The 23,947-nt window shown below is 73.2% G+C and carries 24 protein-coding genes and 2 pseudogenes; 16 read left to right on the top strand and 10 right to left on the bottom strand.

Annotated features, from left to right (window positions below; genetic code table 11):
• Complete coding sequence (tkt, locus tag ACE7GA_RS23590) at positions 1–2,052, bottom strand: transketolase (protein WP_376092405.1); 2,052 nt, start codon at positions 2,050–2,052, stop codon at positions 1–3.
• 237 nt (positions 2,053–2,289) lie between these two features.
• Between tkt and ACE7GA_RS23585 the strand changes: the two genes are divergently transcribed.
• A complete protein-coding gene (locus ACE7GA_RS23585; protein WP_376092402.1) occupies positions 2,290–4,383 on the top strand; it encodes a putative bifunctional diguanylate cyclase/phosphodiesterase in 2,094 nt (697 codons plus the stop codon).
• A gap of 46 nt (positions 4,384–4,429) precedes the next feature.
• Here the strand turns inward: ACE7GA_RS23585 and ACE7GA_RS23580 are convergent, their stop codons facing one another.
• The 4 genes and pseudogenes from ACE7GA_RS23580 to ACE7GA_RS23565 all read right to left on the bottom strand — a co-directional run bounded on the left by ACE7GA_RS23580 (position 4,430) and on the right by ACE7GA_RS23565 (position 8,524).
• The gene (locus ACE7GA_RS23580; protein ID WP_376092399.1) at positions 4,430–6,355 is read right to left on the bottom strand and encodes a caspase family protein; all 1,926 of its coding nucleotides are present in this window, start codon (positions 6,353–6,355) and stop codon (positions 4,430–4,432) included.
• A 362-nt stretch (positions 6,356–6,717) separates the two neighbouring features.
• Positions 6,718–7,317: pseudogene (locus ACE7GA_RS23575) on the bottom strand (WD40 repeat domain-containing protein); the annotation flags it as partial.
• A 218-nt stretch (positions 7,318–7,535) separates the two neighbouring features.
• Entirely contained in the window at positions 7,536–8,273 is a 738-nt protein-coding gene (locus ACE7GA_RS23570; RefSeq protein ID WP_376092396.1) for a hypothetical protein, read from the bottom strand.
• Positions 8,274–8,284: 11 nt separating this feature from the next.
• Entirely contained in the window at positions 8,285–8,524 is a 240-nt protein-coding gene (locus ACE7GA_RS23565; protein WP_376092393.1) for a hypothetical protein, read from the bottom strand.
• 241 nt (positions 8,525–8,765) lie between these two features.
• Here ACE7GA_RS23565 and ACE7GA_RS23560 point away from each other — a divergent pair, with 241 nt between their 5' ends.
• From ACE7GA_RS23560 to ACE7GA_RS23540, 5 genes and pseudogenes are all read left to right on the top strand, one after another.
• Positions 8,766–9,551 carry an aldolase gene (locus ACE7GA_RS23560; RefSeq protein ID WP_376092390.1) on the top strand — a complete coding sequence of 262 codons (786 nt, stop codon included), beginning with the start codon at positions 8,766–8,768 and terminating at the stop codon, positions 9,549–9,551.
• Positions 9,552–9,580: 29 nt separating this feature from the next.
• Positions 9,581–9,736, top strand: a pseudogene (locus ACE7GA_RS23555) (RlmI/RlmK family 23S rRNA methyltransferase); the annotation flags it as partial.
• 326 nt (positions 9,737–10,062) lie between these two features.
• Positions 10,063–10,788: a class I SAM-dependent rRNA methyltransferase gene (locus ACE7GA_RS23550; protein ID WP_376092387.1), complete on the top strand. Its 726-nt coding sequence runs from the start codon at positions 10,063–10,065 to the stop codon at positions 10,786–10,788.
• 2 nt (positions 10,789–10,790) lie between these two features.
• Positions 10,791–11,219, top strand: a complete 429-nt coding sequence (locus ACE7GA_RS23545; RefSeq protein ID WP_376092384.1) for a DUF3293 domain-containing protein — start codon at positions 10,791–10,793, stop codon at positions 11,217–11,219.
• A 91-nt stretch (positions 11,220–11,310) separates the two neighbouring features.
• Complete coding sequence (locus ACE7GA_RS23540; protein ID WP_376092381.1) at positions 11,311–11,664, top strand: cupin domain-containing protein; 354 nt, start codon at positions 11,311–11,313, stop codon at positions 11,662–11,664.
• Positions 11,665–11,688: 24 nt separating this feature from the next.
• Here the strand turns inward: ACE7GA_RS23540 and ACE7GA_RS23535 are convergent, their stop codons facing one another.
• The 4 genes from ACE7GA_RS23535 to ACE7GA_RS23520 all read right to left on the bottom strand — a co-directional run bounded on the left by ACE7GA_RS23535 (position 11,689) and on the right by ACE7GA_RS23520 (position 15,133).
• Positions 11,689–12,915: a patatin-like phospholipase family protein gene (locus tag ACE7GA_RS23535; RefSeq protein ID WP_376092378.1), complete on the bottom strand. Its 1,227-nt coding sequence runs from the start codon at positions 12,913–12,915 to the stop codon at positions 11,689–11,691.
• Entirely contained in the window at positions 12,912–13,703 is a 792-nt protein-coding gene (locus ACE7GA_RS23530) for a 3-hydroxybutyrate dehydrogenase (RefSeq protein ID WP_376092375.1), read from the bottom strand. Before ACE7GA_RS23530 ends, ACE7GA_RS23535 begins: the two co-directional genes overlap by 4 nt.
• A gap of 69 nt (positions 13,704–13,772) precedes the next feature.
• Positions 13,773–14,339 (bottom strand): hypothetical protein, encoded by a 567-nt coding sequence (locus tag ACE7GA_RS23525; RefSeq protein ID WP_376092372.1) that lies wholly within the window; start codon positions 14,337–14,339, stop codon positions 13,773–13,775.
• Between the two features lie 38 nt (positions 14,340–14,377).
• Positions 14,378–15,133: an FAD-dependent oxidoreductase gene (locus ACE7GA_RS23520; RefSeq protein ID WP_376092369.1), complete on the bottom strand. Its 756-nt coding sequence runs from the start codon at positions 15,131–15,133 to the stop codon at positions 14,378–14,380.
• A gap of 360 nt (positions 15,134–15,493) precedes the next feature.
• Here ACE7GA_RS23520 and rpmH point away from each other — a divergent pair, with 360 nt between their 5' ends.
• The 6 genes from rpmH to argB all read left to right on the top strand — a co-directional run bounded on the left by rpmH (position 15,494) and on the right by argB (position 19,703).
• Positions 15,494–15,628 (top strand): 50S ribosomal protein L34, encoded by a 135-nt coding sequence (rpmH, locus tag ACE7GA_RS23515; RefSeq protein ID WP_376092366.1) that lies wholly within the window; start codon positions 15,494–15,496, stop codon positions 15,626–15,628.
• 38 nt (positions 15,629–15,666) lie between these two features.
• Complete coding sequence (gene rnpA / locus ACE7GA_RS23510; RefSeq protein WP_376092363.1) at positions 15,667–16,032, top strand: ribonuclease P protein component; 366 nt, start codon at positions 15,667–15,669, stop codon at positions 16,030–16,032.
• Between the two features lie 26 nt (positions 16,033–16,058).
• Positions 16,059–16,283 carry a membrane protein insertion efficiency factor YidD gene (gene yidD / locus ACE7GA_RS23505; protein WP_376092360.1) on the top strand — a complete coding sequence of 75 codons (225 nt, stop codon included), beginning with the start codon at positions 16,059–16,061 and terminating at the stop codon, positions 16,281–16,283.
• Positions 16,284–16,294: 11 nt separating this feature from the next.
• The gene (gene yidC, locus ACE7GA_RS23500) at positions 16,295–18,058 is read left to right on the top strand and encodes a membrane protein insertase YidC (RefSeq protein WP_376092357.1); all 1,764 of its coding nucleotides are present in this window, start codon (positions 16,295–16,297) and stop codon (positions 18,056–18,058) included.
• Positions 18,055–18,723 carry a ribosome biogenesis GTP-binding protein YihA/YsxC gene (yihA, locus tag ACE7GA_RS23495; RefSeq protein WP_376092354.1) on the top strand — a complete coding sequence of 223 codons (669 nt, stop codon included), beginning with the start codon at positions 18,055–18,057 and terminating at the stop codon, positions 18,721–18,723. The genes yidC and yihA overlap by 4 nt, the downstream gene beginning before the upstream one ends.
• 68 nt (positions 18,724–18,791) lie before the next feature.
• Complete coding sequence (gene argB, locus ACE7GA_RS23490) at positions 18,792–19,703, top strand: acetylglutamate kinase (protein ID WP_376092350.1); 912 nt, start codon at positions 18,792–18,794, stop codon at positions 19,701–19,703.
• Between the two features lie 64 nt (positions 19,704–19,767).
• Here the strand turns inward: argB and ACE7GA_RS23485 are convergent, their stop codons facing one another.
• Complete coding sequence (locus ACE7GA_RS23485; RefSeq protein WP_376092347.1) at positions 19,768–20,775, bottom strand: hypothetical protein; 1,008 nt, start codon at positions 20,773–20,775, stop codon at positions 19,768–19,770.
• A 268-nt stretch (positions 20,776–21,043) separates the two neighbouring features.
• On the opposite strand from ACE7GA_RS23485, the gene dapD reads away from it, so the two are divergent.
• Genes dapD through ACE7GA_RS23465 form a run of 4 tightly spaced genes read left to right on the top strand, consistent with a single transcriptional unit; the run spans position 21,044 to position 23,909 of the window.
• The gene (dapD, locus tag ACE7GA_RS23480; RefSeq protein WP_376092344.1) at positions 21,044–21,892 is read left to right on the top strand and encodes a 2,3,4,5-tetrahydropyridine-2,6-dicarboxylate N-succinyltransferase; all 849 of its coding nucleotides are present in this window, start codon (positions 21,044–21,046) and stop codon (positions 21,890–21,892) included.
• Positions 21,892–22,143 (top strand): hypothetical protein, encoded by a 252-nt coding sequence (locus ACE7GA_RS23475; protein ID WP_376092341.1) that lies wholly within the window; start codon positions 21,892–21,894, stop codon positions 22,141–22,143. Before dapD ends, ACE7GA_RS23475 begins: the two co-directional genes overlap by 1 nt.
• Positions 22,109–23,335 carry a succinyl-diaminopimelate desuccinylase gene (gene dapE, locus ACE7GA_RS23470; protein WP_376092338.1) on the top strand — a complete coding sequence of 409 codons (1,227 nt, stop codon included), beginning with the start codon at positions 22,109–22,111 and terminating at the stop codon, positions 23,333–23,335. The genes ACE7GA_RS23475 and dapE overlap by 35 nt, the downstream gene beginning before the upstream one ends.
• Positions 23,259–23,909: a hypothetical protein gene (locus ACE7GA_RS23465; protein ID WP_376092335.1), complete on the top strand. Its 651-nt coding sequence runs from the start codon at positions 23,259–23,261 to the stop codon at positions 23,907–23,909. The genes dapE and ACE7GA_RS23465 overlap by 77 nt, the downstream gene beginning before the upstream one ends.
• Positions 23,910–23,947: the final 38 nt, after the last annotated feature.

Raw genomic sequence — 23,947 nt, 5'->3', positions numbered from 1 at the left:
CTAGTTGATCCGCCGCCGGACCGCGGCGGCGACCGCCTCCGCCGTAATCCCGAAATGCCTGTACAGGTCCTCGGCCGGGGCGGAAGCACCGAAGCCCCGCATCCCGATGAAGACTCCGTCAGGCCCCAGCCAGCGGTCCCACCCGAACGGGAGAGCCGCCTCGATCCCGACCCGCAGCGCGGCGCCCAGCACCCGTTCCTGCGTGCCTGGATCCTGCTCCTCGAACAGCTTCCAGCAGGGCATGGACACCACGGCGACCGGGATTCCGTCCGCCTCCAGCATCTCCCGCGCCGTCATGGCGATGGACACCTCGGACCCCGTGGCGATCAGCGTCGCGCGACGCTCGCCCGAGGCCTCGGCCATCACGTAGCCCCCGCGTGCCGTGCAATTCTCGACGGCCGAGGTCCGCAGCGCCGGCAGTGCCTGCCGCGACAGCGCCAGCACCGAAGGCCCGTCCGCACGACGCACCGCCAGTTCCCAGGCTTCCGCCGTCTCCACCACGTCGCAGGGACGGAACACGTAGAGGTTGGGGATCGCCCGCAGCGCGGCGAGGTGCTCGACGGGCTGGTGCGTCGGCCCGTCCTCGCCCAGCCCGATCGAGTCATGCGTCAGCACGTGGATCACCCGCTGTCGCATCAGGGCCGCGAGCCGGACGGACGGCCGCATGTAGTCGGAGAAAACGAGGAAGGTGCCGGAATAGGGGATGATCCCCCCGTGCAGCGCCATCCCGTTCATCGCCGCGGCCATCCCGTGCTCCCGGATGCCCCAGTGCACGAAGCGGCCACCGAAATTGTCCGGCCCCATGGCCGGCACGCCCTTCACGTTGGTGTTGTTGGAGCCCGTCAGGTCCGCAGACCCCCCGACCATGTCCGCCACCGCGGGCACCAGCGCCTCCAGCGCCTTCTGCGAGGCGACGCGGGTCGCGAGCTTGGGCGCCTCCGCGGCCGCCTTGGCCTTCCACTCGTGCAGCGCCGTGTCCCAGCCCTCCGGCAGGCGGTTCGCCATGGCGCGCTCGAACTCCGCGCGCTGCGGGTGCTTCGCCAGCCGCTTCAGCCAGGACCGCCGCGTCCCGCCGCCGCGGCGCCCTGCCGCCTCCCAGGCCTCGCGCAGCTCGTCCGCAACCTCGAAGGGCGCGCCCGTCCAGCCCAGCGCCGCCTTGGCCGCCGCCGCTTCCTCCGGCCCCAGCGGCGCACCGTGGCTGCCCGCCGTCCCCGCCTTCTTCGGCGCCGCGAAGCCGATGATCGTCCGGCACGCGATGATCGTCGGCCGCCGCGATTTGGTCGCCGCCGTCAGCGCCGAATCGACGGCCTCATGGTCATGCCCGTCCACCCGGCGCACCGACCAGCCATAGGCCCGGAACCGCCCCAGCGTGTCCTCCGACACCGACAGCGACGTGTCCCCGTCGATGGAGATGTGGTTGTCGTCCCACAGCACCGTCAGCTTGTTCAGCCGCAGGTGCCCCGCCAGCGCCGCGGCCTCATGGGAAAGCCCCTCCTGAAGGTCGCCATCGGAGCAGATCACCCAGGTCCGGTGATCCACGAGCGACTTTCCGAACCGCGCGGCCAGGTGCCGCTCCGCCAGCGCCATCCCGACCGCCGTCGCGATTCCCTGGCCCAGCGGCCCCGTCGTCGTCTCGATCGCCGGGTGCTCCCCGAACTCCGGATGCCCCGCGGCCGGCGAATGCAGCTGCCGGAAGCGCCGCAGCTCCTCCACGCCCATCCCCGCATGCCCCGTCAGGTGCAGCCAGGAATACAGCAGCATCGACCCGTGCCCCGCCGAGAGCACGAACCGGTCGCGATCCGCCCAGCGTGGATCCGCCGCGTCGTATTTCAGGAATCGCGTGAAAAGCACCGTCGCCGCATCGGCCATGCCCATCGGCATGCCCGGATGCCCCGATTTCGCCGACTCCACCCCGTCGATCGCCAGCGCCCGGATCGCGTCGGCCATCCGCCGCGCCTGCGTCACGGGGCGCGCGAGGATTTCCTCCTGCGCGATTAGCGCAGGCGTGCGCGCGGGCACGCCGGGTTGGGCGTCGGGTTCGGTCGTGGCCAAGGGCGTCTCCGCCGGCAAGGGGAGGGGAGGGGGTCCGGGCGCGCGCCGCTATAGAGGGGCCTCCCGGCCCGGACAACCCTCGGCGCCAGCGGCCGCTCGCTGCGAGGACAGCTAGACAAGGATGAAAAATGTATTAATAATGAGACGACGCTCAAATGACGTATCAGATGCGATACGGTAGAAACACGCTTCGATCGGACCAGGGCGGCCCCGATCCCCAGGGAGACGTTACCACACGTGCCACCTTCCGGTGCACCGCCGCCGAGCCCGTCCCTGCGCCTCGCCCTGCGCGGGGGCGTGGCGGTGCTGCTGTCGCTCCTTCTCGGCTGCGTCGCGGCCATCCTGCTGCTGCCGCCCTCCCTGGCGCTCCCCGCCGTGGTGGCGGCCGTGCTCGTCGGCGGCCTGGCCCTGCTCCTCATCCTCCGCCGCGGCCAGGCCGCCCTCGACCGTGCCGACCTCCTGCGGGAGGCGGTGGACACAAGCCCCCTCGCCTACGCCGCCACGGCCCCGGACGGCACGCTGCGCGACAGCAATCCCGCCTTTGCCGACCTCGCCGGCGACCATCCCGTCCTCGAGGCGCCGCACGACGTGCCGGAGCACGACTTCGACGTGGCGACTCCGGAAGGTCGCGTGCTACGGGTATCGCAGCGTCGTCTTTCGCGTGGGGAGACGGTGCGCTTCGCCCTCGACATGACGGAGGCCCGCATCCGCGACCTGCGCGCCCGCGCCATCGTGGACAACGTCCCGGCCGGTATCTGGCACCTCGACTCCGGGGGGCGCACGATCTCCGGCAATGCCCGGCTCGCCGCCCTCTTCGGCGGCGCCGTCCCGCCGAGCCTGCTCGGCTCCGGCCTCTACCAGCTCGGCGCCGCGGAGGAGGGCGGCCCCTTCGGCCTCCCGCCCGGGCGGGAGGTCGAGGCTGCCATCCCGCTGAACGGCGGGACGGGCGGCGAGCGCCGGATCCTCCTCATCTCCTCCCCCTGGCTGCCCGGCGAATCGGGCGGGCGGGAGGCGGTGCTGACCCTCCTCGACATCTCCGGGCTGAAGACAGCCCAGGCCCAGGCCGCCCACTACGCCTACCACGACCCGCTGACCGGCCTGCCGAACCGCATCCGCTTCCAGCAGGCGCTGGAGAACCTTGCCACCTCGACCGAGGGCGGATCGCTCCTCCTCCTCGACATGGCGGGAATCCGCGCGGTGAACGACCGCCTCGGCCATACCGCCGGCGACGCACTGCTGCGGGAAGCGGCGCAGCGGCTCCGCGCCCAGACCCGACCGGGCGACGAGGTCTTCCGCGTCGGCGGCGACGAGTTCGGCGTGATCGCCCCGGGCGCCCGCACGGTGCACTCGGCCGGCGCCGTCGCGGGCCGGATGAAGCGCGCCCTCGCCACGCCCTTCGACCTCGGCGCCGGCCCCACCCCCATCCTCGCGAGCATCGGCCACGCCCAGGCCCCGGTGGACGCCCGGGATCCGGAGGAGCTGCACCGCGCCGCGGCCCTCGCCCTGGCTCAGGCCAAGCGCGACGGCGGCGCGATCGTCTCCTACACCCCCGCGCTCGGCGAGCGCGTGGCCCGTCGCCTGGCCTTGCGCGGCCAGCTCGTCGAAGCCGTGAACCGCGGCGCCTTCCAGCTGGTCTGGCAGCCCCAGGTGGACGCGCGCACCCGCGCGCTGCGCGGCGCCGAGGCTCTGCTCCGCTGGCCCGGCGGCCCCGGCGGCGTCGCCGTCTCCCCCGCCGAGTTCCTGCCCGAGGCCGTCGACGCCGGCCTCATGCCGCAGATCGACGCCTGGGTCCTCGACAACGCCCTGCGGCAGAAGCGCGAATGGGCCCGCCGCCCCGGCTCTCCCGCCGTCGTCGGCGTCAACATCTCCCCGGCCACGCTCCGCGACCCGTCCTTCCCCGATGCCGTCATGGCCTCCCTGTCGCGCCATAACGTTTCGCCGGAGGAACTCGAGGTCGAGATCCCGGAGGACGTGGCGGCCCGCGACCTCGACGCCATCGCCCCCGTCCTGCACGACCTGATCGGGGAGGGGGTGCGCCTCTCCCTCGACGATTTCGGCGGCGGCCTCTCGGCGCTGGCCCACCTGCTTCGCCTGCCGGTGGACCAGGTGAAGCTGGACCGTTCCATTGTCGCCGGCCTGCCCGGCGGCGCGCGGGAGAAGGCGATCCTCCGCGCCGTCTCCGCACTCGCCCGCGGCATGGAGATCCCGCTCCTGGCCGAGGGCGTCGAGACCGAGGCGCAGGTGGAAGCCCTGCTGGCCGAGGGCTGCACCGTCATGCAGGGCTGGCTGTTCGGCCGCGCCGTCAGCGCCGACACCCTCGTCCCGCCCTGATCGGCGGCCAGGCGCGGGACAGGGGTCCCGCGCTCGCGGCGGCCCGCTACCGCCGCACGGCCGCGAGGGGGAACCCTCGCAGGTCCCGCCCTGCCGTCCGGAACACCGCGTTCTGGCTGTGCCGCTTCTCCGCCGCCAGCTGCGGCACGCGCCGGCTGACATATTCGCCGACCGCCAGCGCAGAGATCCGGCCGTCCCCGTCCACCGCCGCGCGGCCCGACAGGGCTTCCAGCACCGCGAAGGCGAAGACGCCGTTCCGCGCGTCATAGGAGTCCAGCGCCTCCTGCACCGACGTCGAGGCCGCCAGCAGGAACCGCCCCGTCTCGTTCCCCAGCGCCGCCAGCGAATCGACGGTCAGCTGCCCCGCGTGACAGGTGTCGAGGAACAGGAAACCGTCCCGCGCCCGGATGCGCGCCAGCGCCGCCACCAGCACCTCGTCCTCGATCGCGTTGGCCCGGATGGCCGTCATCGTGGACACGTCGTTCGTGTCCGCCGGAAGGAACAGGAAGCGCCGGTCGCGCTCCGTCCGGATGCCGTGCCCCGCGACGTAGAGCACGAAGGTGTCCTCCGGCCGTGCCCGCGCCGCGACCTCGTTCAGGGCGCGCAGGATGCCGGCCCGGGTCGCATCCCCGTTCGTCAGCGTGATCGCCTCGACCTCGCGGAACAGCCCGGTCGCGCGCGTCCGCAGCGCCTCCGCGACGCCCCGCGCGTCGGCCACCGCGAAGCCCAGGTTCAGGTCGGGGTTGGCGTAGCGGTCCACCCCGATCGCCAGCACGATCAGCCGCCCCGCCTCGGTCGGCGGGGCACGCTCGCCCTCCCGCCGGACCGCGAAGGCCGGCCCCTCCGCGAAGAGGCTTCGGTCCTCCGCGTAGAGCCTCGAGGAGAGGGAATTCACCCCGGGGTCGAGCGGAACGTCCACCGTGCCCTTCCCGGGCTCCCCCCTCAGCGCGATCCGCTGGTTCACGAGGATGTCGAGCGGCCCGAAGCCCAGGCCCCGGTCCTCGGCCCGCAGGCTCAGCCGCAGCGCGACGGAGTCGGGCGGCACCGTCACGACGTTCCCCGTCAGCGTCACCGGCGGGCAGGATCCGTCCGCCAGCACCGCGCAGGCACTGCCCGCCTTCAGCACCGGCAGTTGCGCGATCCGCGCCCGCACGTCGCCGAGTTCCGCGATCCGGGCCCGCGCCGCCGTCGGATCGCCCGCCATCGCCGCACGCAGCTCCGCCGGCGCGTAGAGCGCGCGATAGGCCTGCTGGAAAGTCGCCCATTCCGCCGCCTGCGCCCGCCCGTTGTTCAGGTGCACGCCGACCAGTTCCTGCCCGCCATTCACCCCGTGGTCGAACAGCCCCTCCGGCGTCCAGATCACCCAGCGCCGCCCGTCCGCGTGGACGAAGAGCGCCGCCCGCTCCTCCAGCCGCTGATCCGGCGTGACGGCGAACCACCGGATCGTCCCGTCGCCGAGCGCCGCGACGACGGTGTTGTTCGCCGCGACTGCGACGCCCCAGGCCTCGCCCGGCAGCCCCACCCGGTCCAGCAGCCGCCCGCCCGCATCGAACAGCCGCAGATGCGTCGCCGTGCCGAGGACGAACCCGTCCTCCTTCGGCAGGATCGCGAGCGAGCGGGAGATCTCCCCCTGGTCCAGCCGAAGCGCCGCCTGCCCCATCCGGGGGCGGGACAGGTTCCGCCAGTCGACCACCGCGATCCGCGGGCTCGTCGTCCGGGCCGGCACCACCGCCTCGGACCCGGTCGCCGGATCGAGCCGCCCCTGCGCCACGTCGAACGCCAGTGGCGGCTCGCCCGCCGTCATCTGGAAGCGCAGCCGCAGCCCGTCGGCCGAGACGGACAGGACGCTGCCCGTGTTCCGGAAATCCGCCGTGGCCGGCCGCGGCGTCCGCAGCAGCGTCCCGTCGGGCGCCACGCGCCCCCAGCCCGGGTCGAAGGCCGCATAGACGAGCCCGCCCGAGGGAAGCGGCACCAACTGGCTGATCGCATCCCGCGCCGCTGCCAGGTCCGTCGCCGGCCCGAGCCCGAAATCCGCCCAGCGCCGGATGACGAAGGCGCCGCTCTCCCCCGCGCATAGCCCGCCGCGTGCAGCTGCACCCCGCCCGCCCCGTCGGACGCCCAGGCCACCGCCGGCAGCCCCTCTCCCCTCAGCCCGCCCGCATCCGGCGTGAACACCGTCCGCAGGTCCGAGGCGGAGAGCAGGTCCACCCGCAGTTGCGCCTCCTGCCCCACCGCGAGCACCGTTCCGTCGGGCGAGAAGGCCAACCCGTAGGGCCGCCCGTTCGCCAGCGGCGCCCGGTCCGCGACCTTCCGCCCGTTTGCGTCATAGAGCCGCACCCGCCCGTCCGACCCCGAAACCGCCAGCCGGTTGTCGGACGAGAACGACAGGAACCGTGCCGCGCCGCCATATTCCGCGTCGGCGTAGAGCGCTCGCCCGTTCCGCGTGTCCCAGACCCGGATCCCGCGCCCCGCCATTCCGGCAGCCAGCCGAGACCCGTCGGGCGAGACGGCCATGTGCAGCACCGGCGCCGGCAGCCCGGTGAAGCGGCCGAGCACGCGCCCGCCCTCCACATCGAACACCATCACGGAATAGGCGCCGTCCCAGGACCGCCCCGTCGCCCCCGCCGCGAAGACCCGCGACCCGTCCGGTGCCAGGGCGACGGCGTAGAGTTCCCCTTCCTGCCCCGGCCCGATCGGCGGCCGCAGCACCGCCTGCGGGGAGCCGTCCGGCAGGCTCCAGAGCCGCAGCGTCTTGTCCTCCGACACCGTGGCCAGCAGCCGCCCGGTGGCATCGACCGCCATGCGCCCGATCGGGGCGACATGGCCCCCGCTTCGATCCGCAGCACCGGGTCCCGCGGCGGCTCCGCCGGCGCCTGGGCGCCGAGGATGAGCAGGGCGGCGAACAGGACCACCGCCCGCCGGGCGGCCGCCCAAATCCGGATCGCCGAAGCGGAACGCAGCATCACCCTCACCCTCTCGCCGCGGCGGAGCGCCGCGGCCGCCGGCTCACCGACGATGCCGGCACTCGCCGCAGGGCGGCCGCCCACCGGACCGCGGCCCCGCCCCGGGAACCCTTGGCCACCTGGTGGCGACCCGACCAGCCCCCGCGCCACGACGACCCGCGGACCGGACCGTCGCGCCGCGGCGCCCGGTCAGCCGGCCAGCTCGAAGCCGCCGCCCGAGGTCGCCGCCGACGCCGTCGCCACGCTCTCCTGGAAGGACTCGCGCCGCGCGATGTTGCTCGCCGCGAGCGAACGCACGTCCGACCCGCCGGACGCCACCGGCCCCGGCGCCGGAGAGGCCACGCCCCGCGCCGCCGCCCCGAAGGCCCGCGTCTCGGCATAGCCGATCGTCTGCCCGCCCGATTCCACCGCCGCGAAGCCCGGCGTCGAGGACGGGCGCAGCGTCACGGTGTCGCGGGCCTTCACCTCCGCCACGCGCGGCGCGCTGGCATCGGGCCGCAGCCGCACCACGACCGGGGCCGGCGCCCGCGCCGTCACGGGCCGCCCGACCCGCCGCGCCTTCGCCGCGGCCACCGCGCCCGGCGAGACCGCGTCCACCGCCGTGTCGAACTCCGCGGCCCGGGTGCCGACGCGCTGGGTGATGGTCTGGGCGATCTGGATGTCCTGCTGCGTCCGCGCCCGCAGCGCGGCCATGCGCGCCTGCGCCACGTCCTGCGGCATCTTGTTGTCGCGGAACTCGCGGCGGATCGCCTCGGCCTGCTGGAAGCGGCAATCCATCAGCTGGTTGAACGCGATCTGCGTGCGGTCCAGCCCCTCGTTCTCGCGGCCCAGGTCGCCCGCGAGCTGCGCGTTGATTGCCGCCTGGTCCCGGCCCTGCTGCTGCAGCGCGGCGAGGTAGCCGCCTGCGGCCCCGACCGCTGCGCCCACGCCCGCCCCGATCAGCGCCCCCGCCAGTTGCCCGACGCCAGCCCGCCGACGACGCCGCCGGTGACCGCGCCGACCGCTGCCCCGCGCAGGATGTCGCCGGCGAAGTAGTTCCCGGTGCTGTCGAGCTGGACAAGGTATTGCCGGCACGCATCCCCGTCATCCGCCCCGATCCGATCGTTCACGCCCGCGCATCCCGCGAGGAGCGCCCCTGCCGTGGCGAAGGCGACGAGACGATGGGCTCGGTTTGGCACGGCGCGTTCCCTTGCTGTCGGCAGGCCCGGTCCCACGCGGGACGTCGGGCGGCAGCCCCCTGATCTGTAACGGTCCGCCCCCGGGACTGCCAGCGCCCCGCAGGCGTGGGAATGTCGCATTCGTCGCGCCGCGACCGTCACGCCTGCGTGATGAACGGAGCGCGCCGCCGTCCAGGTCGCGCCGCCGCCCGGCTTGCGCCGCCGCGCTGCCACGGCGACCCTCCGCCGGCGGAGGACTCCCATGGCCCAGGCCCACGACATCACCACACCCGCCGTGCTGCGCAACGCCGACCTCGACACGCCGGCGATCCGCGCGGCGCGCGTGGACCTCGCGGCCTGCTTCCGCATGGCGGCGCGGCTCGGCCTGCAGGAGGGCATCTGCAACCACTTCTCCGCCGTCGTGCCCGGCCATCCCGACTTGATGCTGGTCAATCCCTATGGCTGGTCCTTCGCGGAAATCACGGCTTCCCGCCTCCTCATCACCGACTTCCATGGCCGCGTGCTGGCGGGGGAGGGAGTGCCGGAGGCCACCGCCTTCTACATCCACGCCCGCCTGCACCTGCGCCACCACCACGCAGCGGCGGCCTTCCACACGCACATGCCCAACGCGACCGCCCTCTCCATGCTCAACGGCCCGCCGCTCGCCTGGGCCGGCCAGACCGCGCTGAAGTTCTACGGCCGCACCGCGGTGGACGAGGACTACAACGGCCTCGCGCTGGACGAGGCGGAAGGCGACCGCATCGCCGCTGCGATGGGCGAGGCCGAGATCGTCTTCCTGAAGAACCACGGCGTCATCGTCGTGGGGCCGAGCATCGCGACGGCCTGGGACGACCTCTACTACCTGGAACGCGCCGCGGAGGTGCAGCGCCTCGCCATGGCCACGGGACGCCCGCTGAAGGCGGTCTCGCCGGACGTCGCCGCCCGGACCTACGCCCAGATGCGAGGCGGCGGGGATGAGAGCGCGCGGCTGCACCTGGAGAGCATCAAGCGCCAATTGGCGGTCACCGACCCGGACTACGTGGACTAGCGGCGCCAGCGCGCGTTAACGCCGCGCGCATGTCCTCCCGCCCCGTCCTCCGCCTGCTGCCCGGCCGCGACTCCCGCCTCCGCGCCGGCCACCCTTGGGTCTTCTCGAACGAGATCGCGATGGACGGGGCTGCGCGCGCGCTCCCGCCCGGTGCCGTCGTTCGCGTGGAAGGTGCGGACGGTGCGCGCTTCGGCGCCTTCCACTTCAACCCGCGCACGCTCATCGCCGCCCGCCTGCTGTCGCGGGACCCGGACGTCGCGGTGGACGCCGCCTTCTGGCGCACCCGGCTGGAACGCGCGCTTGCCCTGCGCGACCGTCTGTTCGATCGCCCCTTCTACCGCCTCGTCCATGCCGAGGCCGACGGCTTCCCCGGCCTCGTCCTCGACCGCTACGGCGACCTGGTCGCGCTCCAGGCCAACACCGCGGGGATGGAGGCCGCGACGCCCGACCTCCTCGCCGCCCTCCGCGACCTCCTCACCCCCGCGCCATCGTCGCCCGCAACGACAGCAGCGTGCGCGCTCTGGAAGGCCTGGAGGAACGCGTGGACCTCCTCCACGGCACCGACGCCACCGGCACGGTGGAGGAAGGCGGCGTCGCCTTCGCCGTGGACCCGATCGGCGGCCAGAAGACCGGCTGGTTCTTCGACCAGCGCGCCAACCGCGCCCTCGTCGCCTCGCTCTCGAAGGGCGCGGTCGCGCCTGGGGCGCGCGGGGCCACGGTCCTCGACGCCTTCTGCCACACCGGCGGCTTCGGCCTGCAGGCCGCGCGCGCCGGCGCCGCCCGCGTCACGCTCCTCGACCGGTCCGAGCACGCCCTGGCGACCGCGATGGACACTGCCCGCCGCAACGCCCTGGACGACCGGATCGAGACCCTGCGCGGCGACGCGATGGACACCATCGCCGGCCTTGTGGACCGCGCGCGCCGCTTCGATGTCGTCGTGGTGGACCCGCCCGCCTTCGCCAAGGCCCGCAAGGACGCGCCGGCAGCCGTGCGCGCCTACCAACGCCTCGCCCGCCTGGCTGCCGCGCTGGTCAACCCGGGCGGCATCTTCTTCGCCGCATCCTGCTCCCACCACGTGCCGCCCGGCGAGTTCCACGAGGCCGTCCTCTCCGGCATCGCCCGCGCAAGGCGGGAGGGCCGGATCCTCGCCATCACCGGCGCCGGCCCCGACCATCCTGTGCATCCGATGCTGCCCGAGAGCGCCTACCTCAAGGCCATGACCCTGCAGCTGGACTGACGATGACGCGCCTGACCCACGCGCTGATGCGCGCCTACCACGATACGACCTACCGCGTCGGGGACGGTATCCTCCGGATCGGCGGGCGCAGCGCCGCCGCGGATGCCGCGCTTCGCCGGCTCGGCGCCCGGCAGGGCGGCCTCGTTTCGGCCCACAACCCCTTCTCCCGCCGCACCGCACCCGGCCGCAACGCGCGCCACCACCGGCGCCTGGTAGAAGCCGCCCGCCGCTTCCGGTCGGTGGATGCCCTCGGCGGCCCCGGCACGGACTGGGAGGAGCCGATGCTCCTCGTCGCTGCCGACCCGCGCGTCATCGCCCGCCTCGGCCGCCGCTTCCGCCAGCACGCCGTCGTCGCCCTCCGGCGCGATGGCCCCGCGCGGCTGCTGCGTCTCTCGCCGGGTCCGATGATCCGCGATACGGACCGGGCCTGACGCGAGCCGCGTCGCCTGCGGTCCCCGCGTTGCCGTCGCGTCCCGCGCGCTGCTAGACCGGATGGGTTGCGTTGCGCGGAGACCTGCGACGATGCCTGATCCCGTGAACCTCGCGGCGAAGCTCGCCACCTTCGGGCAGCGCTGGTCGCCCCGGATCGTCTCGCGCTTCAACGGCCACGACGTTATGGTCGTGAAGGGCGAGGGCGAGTTCGTCTGGCACGCGCACCCCGATACCGACGACTTCTTCCTCGTCCTCCAGGGCCACCTCACCATCCAGCTCCGCGACGGCGAGGTGCGCCTCGGCCCTGGTGACCTCCACGTCGTGCCCCGGGGCGTCGAGCATCGCCCCGTCGCACACGGCGAGGTTCACCTGCTGCTCATCGAGCCCGCGGGAACCCCGAACACCGGCGACGAGGCGACGGCCGCCGTCAAGGTCGTCGCGTAGCGCTCGCCCCTCCGCGCTCGCCCCTCAGAGGAACCGCGCCCGCACGTCGATCGAATCCCGCTTCCCCAGATCGTCGCGGTGGTCCCGCAGCCACGCATCCGCGGCATCCCGCCCGATGTCCCGCAGCGTGCAGAGGAAGTCCCAGTCGCCGTTGTACTTCGACGACATCCCGAACTGCCGCATCCGGTCCTCGTCCTCGATCAGGTGCACGAAGAGCCGCTGATAGCGTGGCGGCGACAGCACGCCCTGGTCCACCAGGCGCTGCACGAACTCGATCGCCCGCATCTCGAACATCAGGCTGGCGTTGAACGTCACCTCGTTCATCCGCGTGCCGATGTCCGACACGGTGCGCGGAATGTCGTCCCGGATCATCGGGTTCAGCTGCACCACCACGATGTCCGGTGGCCCGCCACGGTCATAGAGCGGCCAGAGCGCCGGGTTCCCGAGATACCCGCCGTCCCAATATGCCTCCCCGTTGATCTCCACCGCCCGGAACAGTTGCGGCAGGCAGGCCGAGGCCAGCAGCGCGTCCAACGTCACCTCGTGCCGCGCGAACACCCGTGGCTTGCCGGTCCGCACATTCGTCGCCGAGACGAACAGCCGCGGCGCCCGCGCGGACCCGCAGATCGTCGTCTCGTCCAGCACCTCCTCTAGGGTCCGCCGCAGCGGGTTCACCTCGATCGGGAAGGGGTTGAACTGGTAGGGGGACAGGACCCGCGTGAAGGTGTCGAAGGCCTGCCAGGCCAGCGAATGCGACAGGTCGGGCCCGAAGATCAGCCGCTCGAACGGCGTGTTCCGCAGGGCCGAGAACTGCAACTTGGCCGCCACCGCCCGCCAGAACTTGTCCAGCTCCTTCAACGCCCCCTCGCGCCCGTCGCGCGCGATGCCCTGCACCACCATCGCCCCGTTGATCGCGCCGGCGGAGGTGCCGGAGATCGCGTGGATCTCGATGCTCTCCTCGCGCAGCAACCGGTCCAGCACGCCCCAGGTGAAGGCGCCATGCGTGCCGCCGCCCTGGAGCGCGACGTTGATCGGGCGCGGCCCCTTGCCGGTCGTGAGGGCAGGCGTGGCCGGCGCGCCCTCCGTCGGCCGGATCCCCTCCACGGCCCGCTCCTCCGGATTGCCGACGCCGTCGGCCGCACGGCGCCCGAAGCCGTCCGTCGAATAGGGCAGGGGGATCGCCCCCGCCCCGTCCGAAATCCGCCGCCGCGGCGTCTCCGGCGTGATCCCCGTGCCGTCCGCCCCGCTCACGCTGCGACCCAGCCCCCGTCGATGGAGAGCGCCGTACCGTTCACCGCGCCCGAATTCGGCCCGGCGAGGTAGAGCGCCATCCCCGCGACCTCCTCGACCTCGACCCAGCGCTTCGACGGCTGCTTCTCCAGGAGGTAATCCGTCAGCGCGACCTCCTCGCTCACGCCATGCTCCTTCGCGAGCGGCCCGATCTGCGCCTCCGCGAGCGGCGTGCGGACGAAGCCCGGGCAGATCGCGTTGCAGGTGATCGGCGTCCGCGCGACCTCCAGCGCCACGACCTTCGTCATTCCGACGACGCCGTGCTTCGCCGTGACGTAGGCCACCTTGTGTTCCGACGCGACGAGCCCGTGCGCGGACGCGATGTTGATGACCCGCCCCCAGCCCCGCTCCCGCATCCCCGGCAGCGCCGCCTTCGTCGCATGGAAGCAGGCGGACAGGTTGATCGCGAGGATCGCGTCCCACTTGTCGTCCGGGAAGGATTCGACCGGTGCGGTGAACTGGATGCCCGCATTGTTCACCAGGATGTCGAGCGACCCCATCGCGCCATGCGCCGCCGCGACCATCCCGCGCACGGCCTCCGGCTTCGACAGGTCGGCGTCCGAGAACGGCGCCTCGCCCCCCATCGCCTCCGATACCTCCCGCCGCGCCGCCGCGATGGCGTCGGGCGCGCCGAGCCCGTTCAGCATCACCTTCGCCCCGGCCCGCGCGTAGGCCAGCGCGATCGCCAGCCCGATCCCGCTCGTCGAACCCGTGACGAGCGCCGTCCGCCCTTCCAGAACCCGTTCCATCAACCGCAATTCCCTCTCACGCCCGTCCCCTCGCATCGGGTGAGGCGGCATGTTGCATCGCACAAAGCGTCACGGAAGCCATTTCGCCATCTTCACGAGCCGGCGAGCCCCGTCCCCCGTGATCTTCGGCCCGTAGAAGGACGCCGCGGCCTGCCGGACCGCCTCCGCAAAGGCCGGCCCCGGCAGGTCCAGCCCCGCCAGCGCCGAGAGCGGCAGCCGCCGCGACACGGCCAGCGACAGCACCGCCGCGATCTCCTCCGCCGCCGGCCCGAGTACCCCCGCCCCCAGCAGCCGTCCCTTCGCGTCGGCGACCAGCTTCACCAGCCCGTCCTCGCGCCGAGCCGCGGCGGCCCGCTCGGTATGCGCCAGCGGCCAACGCAGGGTCCGCACCTCCTGCCCGGCCTCCTCGGCGCTGAAGGCGGTATGCCCGAGCTGCGCCAGCGCGGGATCCGTGCGGATCAGCCGCGCCCCCGGCGCATCCGGCAGGGTCGCCGGCAGCCGGAACAGCATGTTGCGCGCGACGACGCCGACATGCGCCTCCCCGGACCCCACCGGGCCGACGCTCGGCCAGGGATCCACCACCCGCCCCGCCGCCCAGACCCGCCGGTTCGTCGTGCTGCGGAGCGAGGCGTTCACCGTCACCCCCGCCGGCCCGCCGGCGACCCCCGCCGCCGTCAGGTCCAGCCCCCGACCCGCGGCGCCTCGCCCAGCGCCAGCAGCAGGTGCGTGCCCTCGATTTCCGTGCCGTCCACCAGCGTCACGACGATCTGGCCCTCGCGGCCCACGACGCCGCTCACCGCGCGGCTCGCCAGCACATCGACCCCCTCGCGCCGCAGCACCCGCTCCAGCCCGTCGGCCAGGTCCGCGTCCTCCGGGAAGGCGATCCGAAACGGCGCCACGACCGTCGCGCGCCCGCCGAGCCTGACGACCGCCTGCGCCAGTTCCAGCCCGGCCCCTTCGCCGCCCAGCACGACCAGATGCCCCGGCAGTCCTCCCACCTCCACGAAGGCGGCCGGCGTCAGCCACGGCACGGCGTCCAGCCCCGGCAGGTCCGGCACCACCGGCGCGGCGCCTGCATCGATCAGGCAACGCCGGAACCGCCATTCCCGCCCGCCGGCCGCCACCGAATCCGGCCCGGAGAAGCGCGCCGGCGCCTGGACGACCTCCACCCCCATGCCCTCGAACCGCGCGGCCGAGACCTCCGGCGCCGCATCGGCCAGCGCCGCGCGCACCGCCGCCCGAACCTCGTCCCACCCCGGCGGCCCCGCGCGCCGCGACGCATCCAGCAGCGCCTGGCTCGCCACCCGGGGCAGGGCGATCCGCCCCTCCCGCTCGAACAGCACGACCTTCAGCCCCAGCGCGGCCGCGAGCGCCGCAACCTGCCGCCCGGTCCGCCCGGCCCCGATGATCGCGACATCCGTATCCGGCATGGGGGCTCCTCGAACTCGCCCCCGCCTTACCCCGCCGCGCCCGCTTCCCCAACGGGGAGGCCCCGGCCTCGCGGCCCGCCGTGCCAACTTAGTCGCAGCCCGCCGTGCCAACTTAGTCGCAGCCTGCCGCGCCAGGTTCGTCTCGCTTCGCCGCTCCGATCCCACCGCGCCAACCCCATCGCGCCAACCCCATCGCGGTTGACCGCCCCCACCCCCCTCCCTATACAGCGCCCACACGCGCCGGCCCCCCCGTCGCGGCCATCCGCTTGGGGCCCGCCGACCACCACACGCTGCCGAGCCGGGCCACTCCCGCCCGTGCCGCACCACCCCGCCCGGGGTGCTTTGAACGAGGACGCCACCGTGAAGCGCACCTACCAGCCCTCCAAGCTCGTCCGGAAGCGCCGCCACGGCTTCCGCGCCCGCCTCGAGACGGTCGGCGGCCGCAAGGTCCTCGCCAACCGCCGCGCGAAGGGCCGGAAGCGCCTCAGCGCCTGATCGCGCGCGGCGCCCGTCCGGACGCCGGCCCGCCCCCCATGGCCCTCCCGCGGATCAAGCAGCGCCGCGACTTCCTCCGCGCGGCGCGCACGGGGAAGCGCGCGGCCCGTCCGGGGCTGATCCTCCAGGCGCAGCCAGTTCCCGCCGCCGGACCGGACGCCGCACCCCTGCGCGTCGGCTTCACCGTGACGAAGAAGGTCGGCAACGCCGTGGTGCGCAACCGCACGAAGCGGCGCCTGCGGGAAGCCGCACGCTTCGTCCTCGGCGAGGCACCGCCGGAGTTGTTGAGGAACGGTGGCTGGGACCTCGTCCTCATCGGCCGCGACGACACCCGCAAGCGCGACTTCCGCACCCTCATGGGCGACCTGCGCGGCTGCCTGAAGCAGACGGGCGTCCTGCCGTGACGGGTTCCCCGAAAGGTTCCCCGACCTTGGCCGCCCGCGCCCTGACCATCGGCGTCCACGCCTACCGCTACGGCCTGCGGCCCCTCATCGGCTCGCATTGCCGCTTCCACCCGCATTGCAGCGACTACGCCCTGGAAGCCCTCGCCGCGCACGGCGCGCTCCGCGGCGCGGCCCTTTCCGCCCGGCGCATCCTCCGCTGCCACCCCTGGAACCCCGGCGGCTACGACCCCGTGCCGTCCAAGATCGCCTGATTCAGACCCCGATGGACAACAAGCGACTCCTCGCCGCGATCGCGATCTCGATCGGCATCCTGCTGATCTTCGACCTGTGGAACCGCCCGGCGCGCGAGGCCCAGCGCCAGGCGCAGCAGCAGACCCAGCAGACCCAGACCTCCCCGGTCCCGATCCCGCAGGCCAATACCGCGCTGAACCCGGCGGGCGTCGCCAGCGCCTCCCCGGCGGAAGGTGCGCCCAGCACGCCCGCCCCGCGCCTCACGATCGACAGCCCCCGCGTCCAGGGCACGATCAACCTCCGCGGTGCCCGCGCCGACGACCTCGTCCTCCGCGACTACCGGGAGACGATCCTGCCGAACTCCCCGCTCGTCCGCGTCCTTGCCCCGCGCGAGGACTCCCACCCCTACTTCGCGCAGTGGGGCTGGACCGCGAGCGACCCCAGCACCCGCGTGCCCGGCAACGACACCGACTGGACCGCCGATGGCGAGCGCCTGACGCCGCAGAACCCCGTCACGCTCCGCTGGGACAACGGCGCGGGCCTGCGCTTCGAGATCGCGCTCTCCCTCGACGCCAACTACATGATCACGGCGGAGCAGCGCGTCGTGAACACCGGCGCCGCGCCGGCCACCGTCCTGCCCTGGTCGCGCATCCGGCGCGAGCGCACGCCGCAGGTCGCCGGCTACTACATCCTGCATGAGGGCTTCGTCGGCGTCGTGGACGGCCGCCTGCGCGAGGTCACCTATTCCGACGGCAAGTCCGCCGGCGCCGCGCAGGGCCGCAACGGCCTCGCCTTCGACGGCGAGGGCGCCGGTGGCTGGGCCGGCTTCACCGACAAATACTGGCTGACCGCGCTGATGCCCGCGGACCAGTCGACGCGCGCGCGCACCGCCTTCCGCCACACGGCCGAGGGCGGCCAGGACCGCTGGCAGGTGGACCTCGCGCCGCCGGCCCCCGTGCAGGCCGCGCCCGGCGCGACGGTCGGCTTCGCGAGCCGCCTCTTCGCCGGCGCGAAGGAGGTTCACCTCCTCGACTCCTACCGGGACCGCCTGGGGATCGTCGACTTCGACAAGGCCATCGACTTCGGCTGGTTCTACTTCCTGACGAAGCCCTTCTTCTACGCGCTGGACTGGCTGTTCCGGATCACCGGCAACTTCGGCATCGCCATCCTGGTCTTCACCGTCGCGCTGAAGCTCGCCTTCTTCCCGCTCGCCAACAAGTCCTACAAGTCCATGTCCCGGATGAAGGACCTGGCTCCGAAGATGCAGGAGCTGAAGGCGAAGTACGGCGATGAACCTGCGAAGATGCAGCAGGAGATGATGGGGCTCTACAAGAACGCCGGCGTGAACCCGGCCTCCGGCTGCCTGCCGATCCTGCTCCAGATCCCCGTCTTCTTCGCCCTCTACAAGGTGCTGTTCGTCACCATCGAGATGCGGCACGCGCCCTTCTTCGGCTGGATCCGCGACCTCTCGGCACCCGACCCGACGAACCTCTTCACGCTCTTCGGGCTGATCGCCTGGGACCCGCCGGCCTTCCTGCACATGCCGGCCTGGGCGATCATCATGGGCATCACGATGTTCATCCAGTTCAAGCTGAACCCGACGCCGCCCGACCCGATCCAGGCGCGGCTCTTCGCCTTCATGCCGCTGATCTTCACCTTCATGCTCGCCTCCTTCCCGGCGGGCCTCGTGATCTACTGGTCCTGGAACAACCTGCTGTCCGTCACGCAGCAGTACTACATCATGCGGCACGAACGCGCGGCGCGGCGCGCCGAACGGGCCGCGGCGCGGACGTGACCACCGAAGCGGAGGACGCGGCCCGGCTGGAAGCGGGCCGCGTCCTCTTCGCCCGCCCCTGCACCTTCATCTTCGCGGCCCAGCAGATCGAGGGCCTGCCGGAGCCGACCTTGCCGGAGGTCGCCTTCTGCGGCCGGTCCAACGTCGGCAAGTCCTCCCTCATCAATGCCCTGACGGGCCAGCATGCGCTGGCCCGCGTCTCCCACACGCCGGGCAGGACCAAGCAGCTCAACTTCTTCGAGCTCGGCCTCGCGCCGGGACCGCGCCTCATGCTCGTGGACATGCCGGGCTACGGCTACGCCGCCGCGTCCAAGGCCGTGAAGGCCGATTGGCAGGGGCTGATGTTCGACTACCTCCGCGGCCGCCCGAACCTCCGCCGCGTGATCCTGCTGATGGACGCGCGCATCGAGACGAAGGACGGCGACCTCGCCGCGATGGACCTGCTGGGCGAGGCCGCCGTGCCTTTCCAGGTCGTGCTGACCAAGGCCGACGACGTGAAGCCGGCGTCCCGCCTGGCCAAGCGCCAGGAGGAGGTAACGCGCCTCACCGCCAAGCGCGCCGCCGCCTACCCGAAGATCCTGACGACAAGCGCCGAGAAGGGCACCGGCATCCCCGAGCTCCGCGCCGAGATCGCGGACCTCGCCGAATCCGCGCCCCCGGGTTGACCACCTGGGTTGACCCTCTTGGCTCCCCGCCGCTACGGCGCCCCCCGCCAGACCACACGGACGACCCGATGACGAGCACCGCCCCCGCCGCGTCCGGCGCGAACGACGCGCATGACCAGATGGCCATCCTGGCGGGCGCTCTCCCCTACCTGAAGCGCTACGACGATCAGGTCGTCGTCGTGAAGTACGGCGGCCACGCGATGGGCGAGGAGGAGAACGCCCTCATGTTCGGCCGTGACATCGCCCTGCTGGAACAGGTCGGCGTCTCGCCCGTGGTGGTCCATGGCGGCGGCCCGCAGATCAACGCGATGCTCAAGCGCCTCGACGTGAAGTCCACCTTCGTGGACGGCCTCCGCGTGACCGATGCGCAGATGGTGGACGTGGTCGAGATGGTCCTCGCCGGCACCGTCAACAAACAGGTCGCCGAGGCCATCACCCGCGCCGGCGTCATCGCGGTCGGCATCTCCGGCAAGGATGGCGGCCTGATCCGGGCGCGCAAGGTCACCCGCACCGTCCGCGACCCCGGCAGCAACCTCGAGAAGGTCCTCGACCTCGGCTTCGTGGGCGAGCCGGAGCACGTGGACACCCGCGTCCTCGAACTGCTGATCGGCGCGGACATCGTCCCGGTCGTCGCCCCCGTCGGCGTCGGTGCGGACGGCCAGACCTACAACATCAACGCGGACACGGTCGCCGGCGCGATCGCCGGCGCACTGAAGGCCGCGCGCCTCCTGATGCTCACCGACGTCCCCGGCGTCCGCGGCCCCGACGGCGTCCACATCCAGGAGATGACGGTCGCCGAGGTCCGCGCGGGCATCGAGGCCGGCTGGATCTCCGGCGGCATGATCCCGAAGGTCGAGACCTGCATCTACGCCGTGGAGCGCGGCGTGCAGGCCGCCGTCATCCTCGACGGGCGGGTACCGCACGCCGTGCTGGCGGAGCTGTTCACCGAGGGCGGTGCGGGGACGCTGATCAAGCCCTGACCCTGTCCGCTCCGCGGCCGGGCCGGGCCGGGCGCCGCGCGTCCCGATCACGGCCGCGGTTGCATCACCGCAGGGCCACGCTCGCGGCCAGCCGATCGAAGCGACGCTCCTCCGCGGCGACGGCGGCCGCGCCCGAAGCCGGCGCGCAGCCGAGGACGACCAGCCGCCGCCCGTCCTCCGCGAAGCCCACGCGCAGGACCGCGACCATCGGCCGCGCCGTCGGCGTCTGCGTGACCCGCGCCCGGAGAACCAGGCCGGGCAGTCCCGCGAGGGGGACCGGCGCCTCCCGACCCGCCTCCCAAACCGGATCACGGACCATCGCCAGCACCAGGGGATGCTGCATGACCCGACGCGCCGCCTCGGTCCGGTCTGCGGCGTCGGAATCGGGCGCGAGCAGCGCAAGGAGCATCTGCGCATCCCTCTCCCTCGAAGCCAGGATCACCGCGCCCGCCAGAACCCGCGTCAGGTCATGGAGAGCGGTGTCGAAGGCAAAGGGCAGGGCGGCGAGCCTCTCGGGCAGGGGCGCGGGCGCTCGCGTGACGACCGTCCGCAGGACCCGTTCCATCTCGGCCTCGATCGCGGGGGTCATCGCTCCCGCGACGCGCCAGGAGAGCGAGCCCATCGCGTGCGCCCCGATGAAGTAGAGGCTCCAGACCGTCTCGGACTCGGTGCCGCTTCCCGCCGTCCCGACCCCGAGGCTGCCGTCGATCGCGTCCGTCCGGATCGTTCGGCGCCGCACGTCGCGGACGCCGAACGCGGCGAGGCGACGGTCCGAGATCGTGGCGAACTGGGCGAGCACCTCGGCGCGCGAGGGGTTGCCCCGCGGCAACTCGGCTTCCGCGACACTGATGACGCCGCTTCCGTCACGCGCGAAGAAGCCCGGCGGATCGGTCTGGGGCAGGTAGCCATCCGGCGGGACGAGGCCGACGGCGCCGGCCCCCGGAAAGGCCAGAAGCCCCGGAGCGTCCGCAGCGGCCACCTGCCGCAGGAGGAAAACCCCGCAAGCCGAAAGGACCGCCGCCCGCCGCGTCGGGCGCCAGGGCGGGCCAGCGTCTGGGCGAGGGACCGGCATGGGATCCTTCCAATCTCCGTGGTACCGCAGCCCCATCGCAAGGCTTGCCGGCCGGGCAGCGTAAGCCCGGGACACGACGGCTTGCACGGAACCGCTCGGCGACGCCGTCCTGATCCGGCGCAGCCGCCTGCGCCGCCCGAGGCATTCCGCGCCGCTTCGTTCCTCGTTTCCCCCCGCCTGCGGCCGCGCGGTGCGCAGGCGCCTCGTTGACAGGGCGGCGCCTCCGCGCGAAGGCACGCGGCCTGCCGCACGGACCCCGCCTCCCCCGATGGACTTCGCCGACCTCCAGTCCCGCATCGAGTCCCTCTGGGACCGCCGCGCCGACATCACCCCGACCACGAAGGGGGAGGACCGCGACGCCGTCGAGGCCGCGCTCGAAGCCCTGGATTCCGGCACCGCCCGCGTCGCCGAACCCGACGGAAACGGCGGCTGGCGCGTGAACCAATGGCTCAAGCAGGCCGTCCTCCTGTCCTTCCGCCTGGAAGACAGCGCCATCATGGACGCCGGTGCCGGCGCACCCGGCGTGGCCTACGACAAGGTCCCGCTCAAATTCGCCGGCTGGGGCGAGAATCGCTTCCGCGAGGCCGGCTTCCGCGCCGTCCCCGGCGCCGTCGTCCGGCGCTCCGCCTACATCGCGCCGAACGTCATCCTCATGCCCTCGTTCGTGAACCTCGGCGCCTACGTGGACCGGGCGACCATGGTGGACACCTGGGCGACCGTCGGCTCCTGCGCGCAGATCGGCAAGAACGTGCACCTCTCCGGCGGCGTCGGCATCGGCGGCGTGCTCGAACCCCTCCAGGCCAACCCCGTGATCATCGAGGATGACTGCTTCATCGGCGCCCGCTCCGAGGTGGTCGAGGGCGTGATCGTCGGCCGCGGCTCCGTCCTCTCGATGGGCGTCTTCATCAGCGCGACGTCGAAGATCGTGGACCGCACCACCGGCGAGATCTTCACCGGCCGCGTCCCGCCCTATTCCGTCGTCGTCCCCGGCGCGCTGCCGGGCAAGCCGCTGCCGGACGGCTCCCCCGGCCCGTCGCTCGCCTGCGCCGTCATCGTCAAGCGCGTGGACCAGCGCACGCGTGAGAAGACGAGCATCAACGACCTGCTGCGGGACTGATGCGCAACCCGCTCCTCGTCTTTCTCGCGTTCGGCCTGGTCATGATCATCGGGCCTTTCGTGTACGGCTGGTTCCTCGACACGCACCAGGTCTTCTACCGCGATCGGCTGCCGACCGGCGTGATGGGCGAATGGCAGCCCGGCGGCCGCGGCCCGAAGGCGAGCGACTGCGATCCGCTCTTGGCACGCGCGCGGGAAGCGACACCTGAAACCCTGCGTGCCACCCGCGAATTCATGTGCACCAAGGTATGACGCAAGCAGCCACCATGGGCGCGATCCCGACGGCCGTCACGACGGACCCGCTGCCCATCGCGCAGGCCCTGATCCGCTGCGCCTCCGTCACCCCGCGCGACGACGGCGCGATGGCCGTCCTCGAAGCCGCTCTGGCCCCGCTCGGCTTCGCCTGCCACCGCCTGCGCTTCGGCGAGGTCGAAAACCTCTTCGCCATCCGCACCCCGAGCGGGGGAGGGCCAGGGGAGGAGATACGGCGAACCGCCGCCCCCATCTCTGCTTCGCCGGCCACACCGACGTCGTCCCCCCCGGCGAGGGCTGGTCCCGCGACCCCTTCGGCGCGGAGGTCGCGGACGGCATCCTCTACGGCCGCGGCGCGACGGACATGAAGGGCGGCGTCGCCGCCTGGGTCGCCGCCGTCACCGACGCCGTGCGCGACGGCACGGCCGAGGACGCCACCCTCTCCCTCCTCATCACCGGGGACGAGGAGGGCGTCGCGACCGACGGCACCGCCCGTGTCCTCGACTGGATGGAGGCGCACGGCCACGTGCCCGACATGTGCCTCGTCGGCGAGCCGACCTCCGTCGCCGCCCTCGGCGACACCATCAAGATCGGCCGCCGCGGGTCGCTGTCCGCCCGCATCACCGTCCACGGCACCCAGGGCCACGTCGCCTACCCCGACCGCTGCGACAACCCCGTCCACCGCCTGGTCCGCGCCCTGCACGACCTCGTCGCGACGCCGCTCGACCACGGCACCGACTGGTTCGGCCCCAGCACCCTCCAGGTCACGACGATCGATGTCGGCAACATCACCGGCAACATCGTGCCCGCCCAGGCCACCGCGCGCCTGAACATCCGCTTCAACGACCGCCACAGCGCCGCCTCCCTCGAACGCCGCGTCCGCGACATCCTCGAAGCCGAAGCCCCCCGCCACGACGTCACCTTCGAATGCTCGGGCGAATCCTTCCTCACCCAGCCCGGTCCCTTCGTGGACGCCCTCCGCCGCGCCGTCGCCGCCACCACGGGCCAGGACGCCCGCCTCGACACCGGCGGCGGCACCTCGGACGCACGCTTCATCACCCGCCTCTGCCCCGTCGCCGAACTCGGCGCCGTCGGGACCACGATGCACAAGGTCGATGAGCGCACGCCCGTCGAGGAACTGCGGCAACTCGCCACCCTCTACCGCGCCGTCATCCGCGAATGCCTGGCGTGACCAACGGACGACGACGCTGACCATCCCCACGCCCGTCCAGGTCGTCGCCGGCCTCCGCTCCGCCTGGCTCCTGGCGCAGGGGAAGGTCGCCGGCCTCCCCCTCGTGATGCTGTCGCCGGAAGGCGCCCTGCGCTCCTTCTGGGCGATGGCCTTCGGCGCGCCGGTCTTCGTCGCCCTTCGGCTGACCGATCCCGACGCCCTGACCCCCACCCGCTTCGCCGCGGAGGTCATCGGCTACGTCCTGTCCTGGACGATCTTCCCCCTCCTCTCGCACCGCTTCGCGGAGGCGAGCGGCCGCGCGCCCCTCTGGCCCGGCTTCATCGCGGCGTGGAACTGGGCGAACCTCGCGCAATACGCCGCCCTCGTCGTCGCCATCCTCCTCGCCGCGGTCCTGCCGCCGAGCCTCGGCACCGCCGCCCGCCTCGCGGCCTTCGGCTACACGCTCTGGCTCGAATGGTTCATCGCGCGCCACGCCCTGCGGCTCGACAACGGGCGCGCCGTCGCGCTCGTCGCGCTCGACTTCGTCATCGGCCTCGTTATCACGATGCTCGTCACGGCCATCGGCCGCGGCTGATCGCCCCCCAGCGACGCGGCCTGCGCCGGCGGTACGCC

The sequence above is a fragment of the Roseomonas sp. CCTCC AB2023176 genome (assembly GCF_042259275.1).
In the GTDB taxonomy this organism is placed as follows: Bacteria; Pseudomonadota; Alphaproteobacteria; order Acetobacterales; family Acetobacteraceae; genus Roseomonas.
The sequence above is the reverse complement of the archived record's forward strand: the minus strand, read 5'-3'. Positions and strand labels throughout refer to the sequence as shown.

What these genes read in the sequence shown, in the direction of transcription:
- ACE7GA_RS23560 (WP_376092390.1), top strand. Translation starts at nt 8,766, where the DNA reads ATGGCCCAGGCCCACGACATCACCACACCCGCCGTGCTGCGCAACGCC.
- ACE7GA_RS23545 (WP_376092384.1), top strand. Translation starts at nt 10,791, where the DNA reads ATGACGCGCCTGACCCACGCGCTGATGCGCGCCTACCACGATACGACC.
- ACE7GA_RS23540 (WP_376092381.1), top strand. Translation starts at nt 11,311, where the DNA reads ATGCCTGATCCCGTGAACCTCGCGGCGAAGCTCGCCACCTTCGGGCAG.
- ACE7GA_RS23530 (WP_376092375.1), bottom strand. Translation starts at nt 13,703, where the DNA reads ATGGAACGGGTTCTGGAAGGGCGGACGGCGCTCGTCACGGGTTCGACG.
- ACE7GA_RS23520 (WP_376092369.1), bottom strand. Translation starts at nt 15,133, where the DNA reads ATGCCGGATACGGATGTCGCGATCATCGGGGCCGGGCGGACCGGGCGG.
- rnpA (WP_376092363.1), top strand. Translation starts at nt 15,667, where the DNA reads ATGGCCCTCCCGCGGATCAAGCAGCGCCGCGACTTCCTCCGCGCGGCG.
- yidC (WP_376092357.1), top strand. Translation starts at nt 16,295, where the DNA reads ATGGACAACAAGCGACTCCTCGCCGCGATCGCGATCTCGATCGGCATC.
- argB (WP_376092350.1), top strand. Translation starts at nt 18,792, where the DNA reads ATGACGAGCACCGCCCCCGCCGCGTCCGGCGCGAACGACGCGCATGAC.
- ACE7GA_RS23485 (WP_376092347.1), bottom strand. Translation starts at nt 20,775, where the DNA reads ATGCCGGTCCCTCGCCCAGACGCTGGCCCGCCCTGGCGCCCGACGCGG.
- dapD (WP_376092344.1), top strand. Translation starts at nt 21,044, where the DNA reads ATGGACTTCGCCGACCTCCAGTCCCGCATCGAGTCCCTCTGGGACCGC.
- ACE7GA_RS23475 (WP_376092341.1), top strand. Translation starts at nt 21,892, where the DNA reads ATGCGCAACCCGCTCCTCGTCTTTCTCGCGTTCGGCCTGGTCATGATC.
- ACE7GA_RS23465 (WP_376092335.1), top strand. Translation starts at nt 23,259, where the DNA reads ATGAGCGCACGCCCGTCGAGGAACTGCGGCAACTCGCCACCCTCTACC.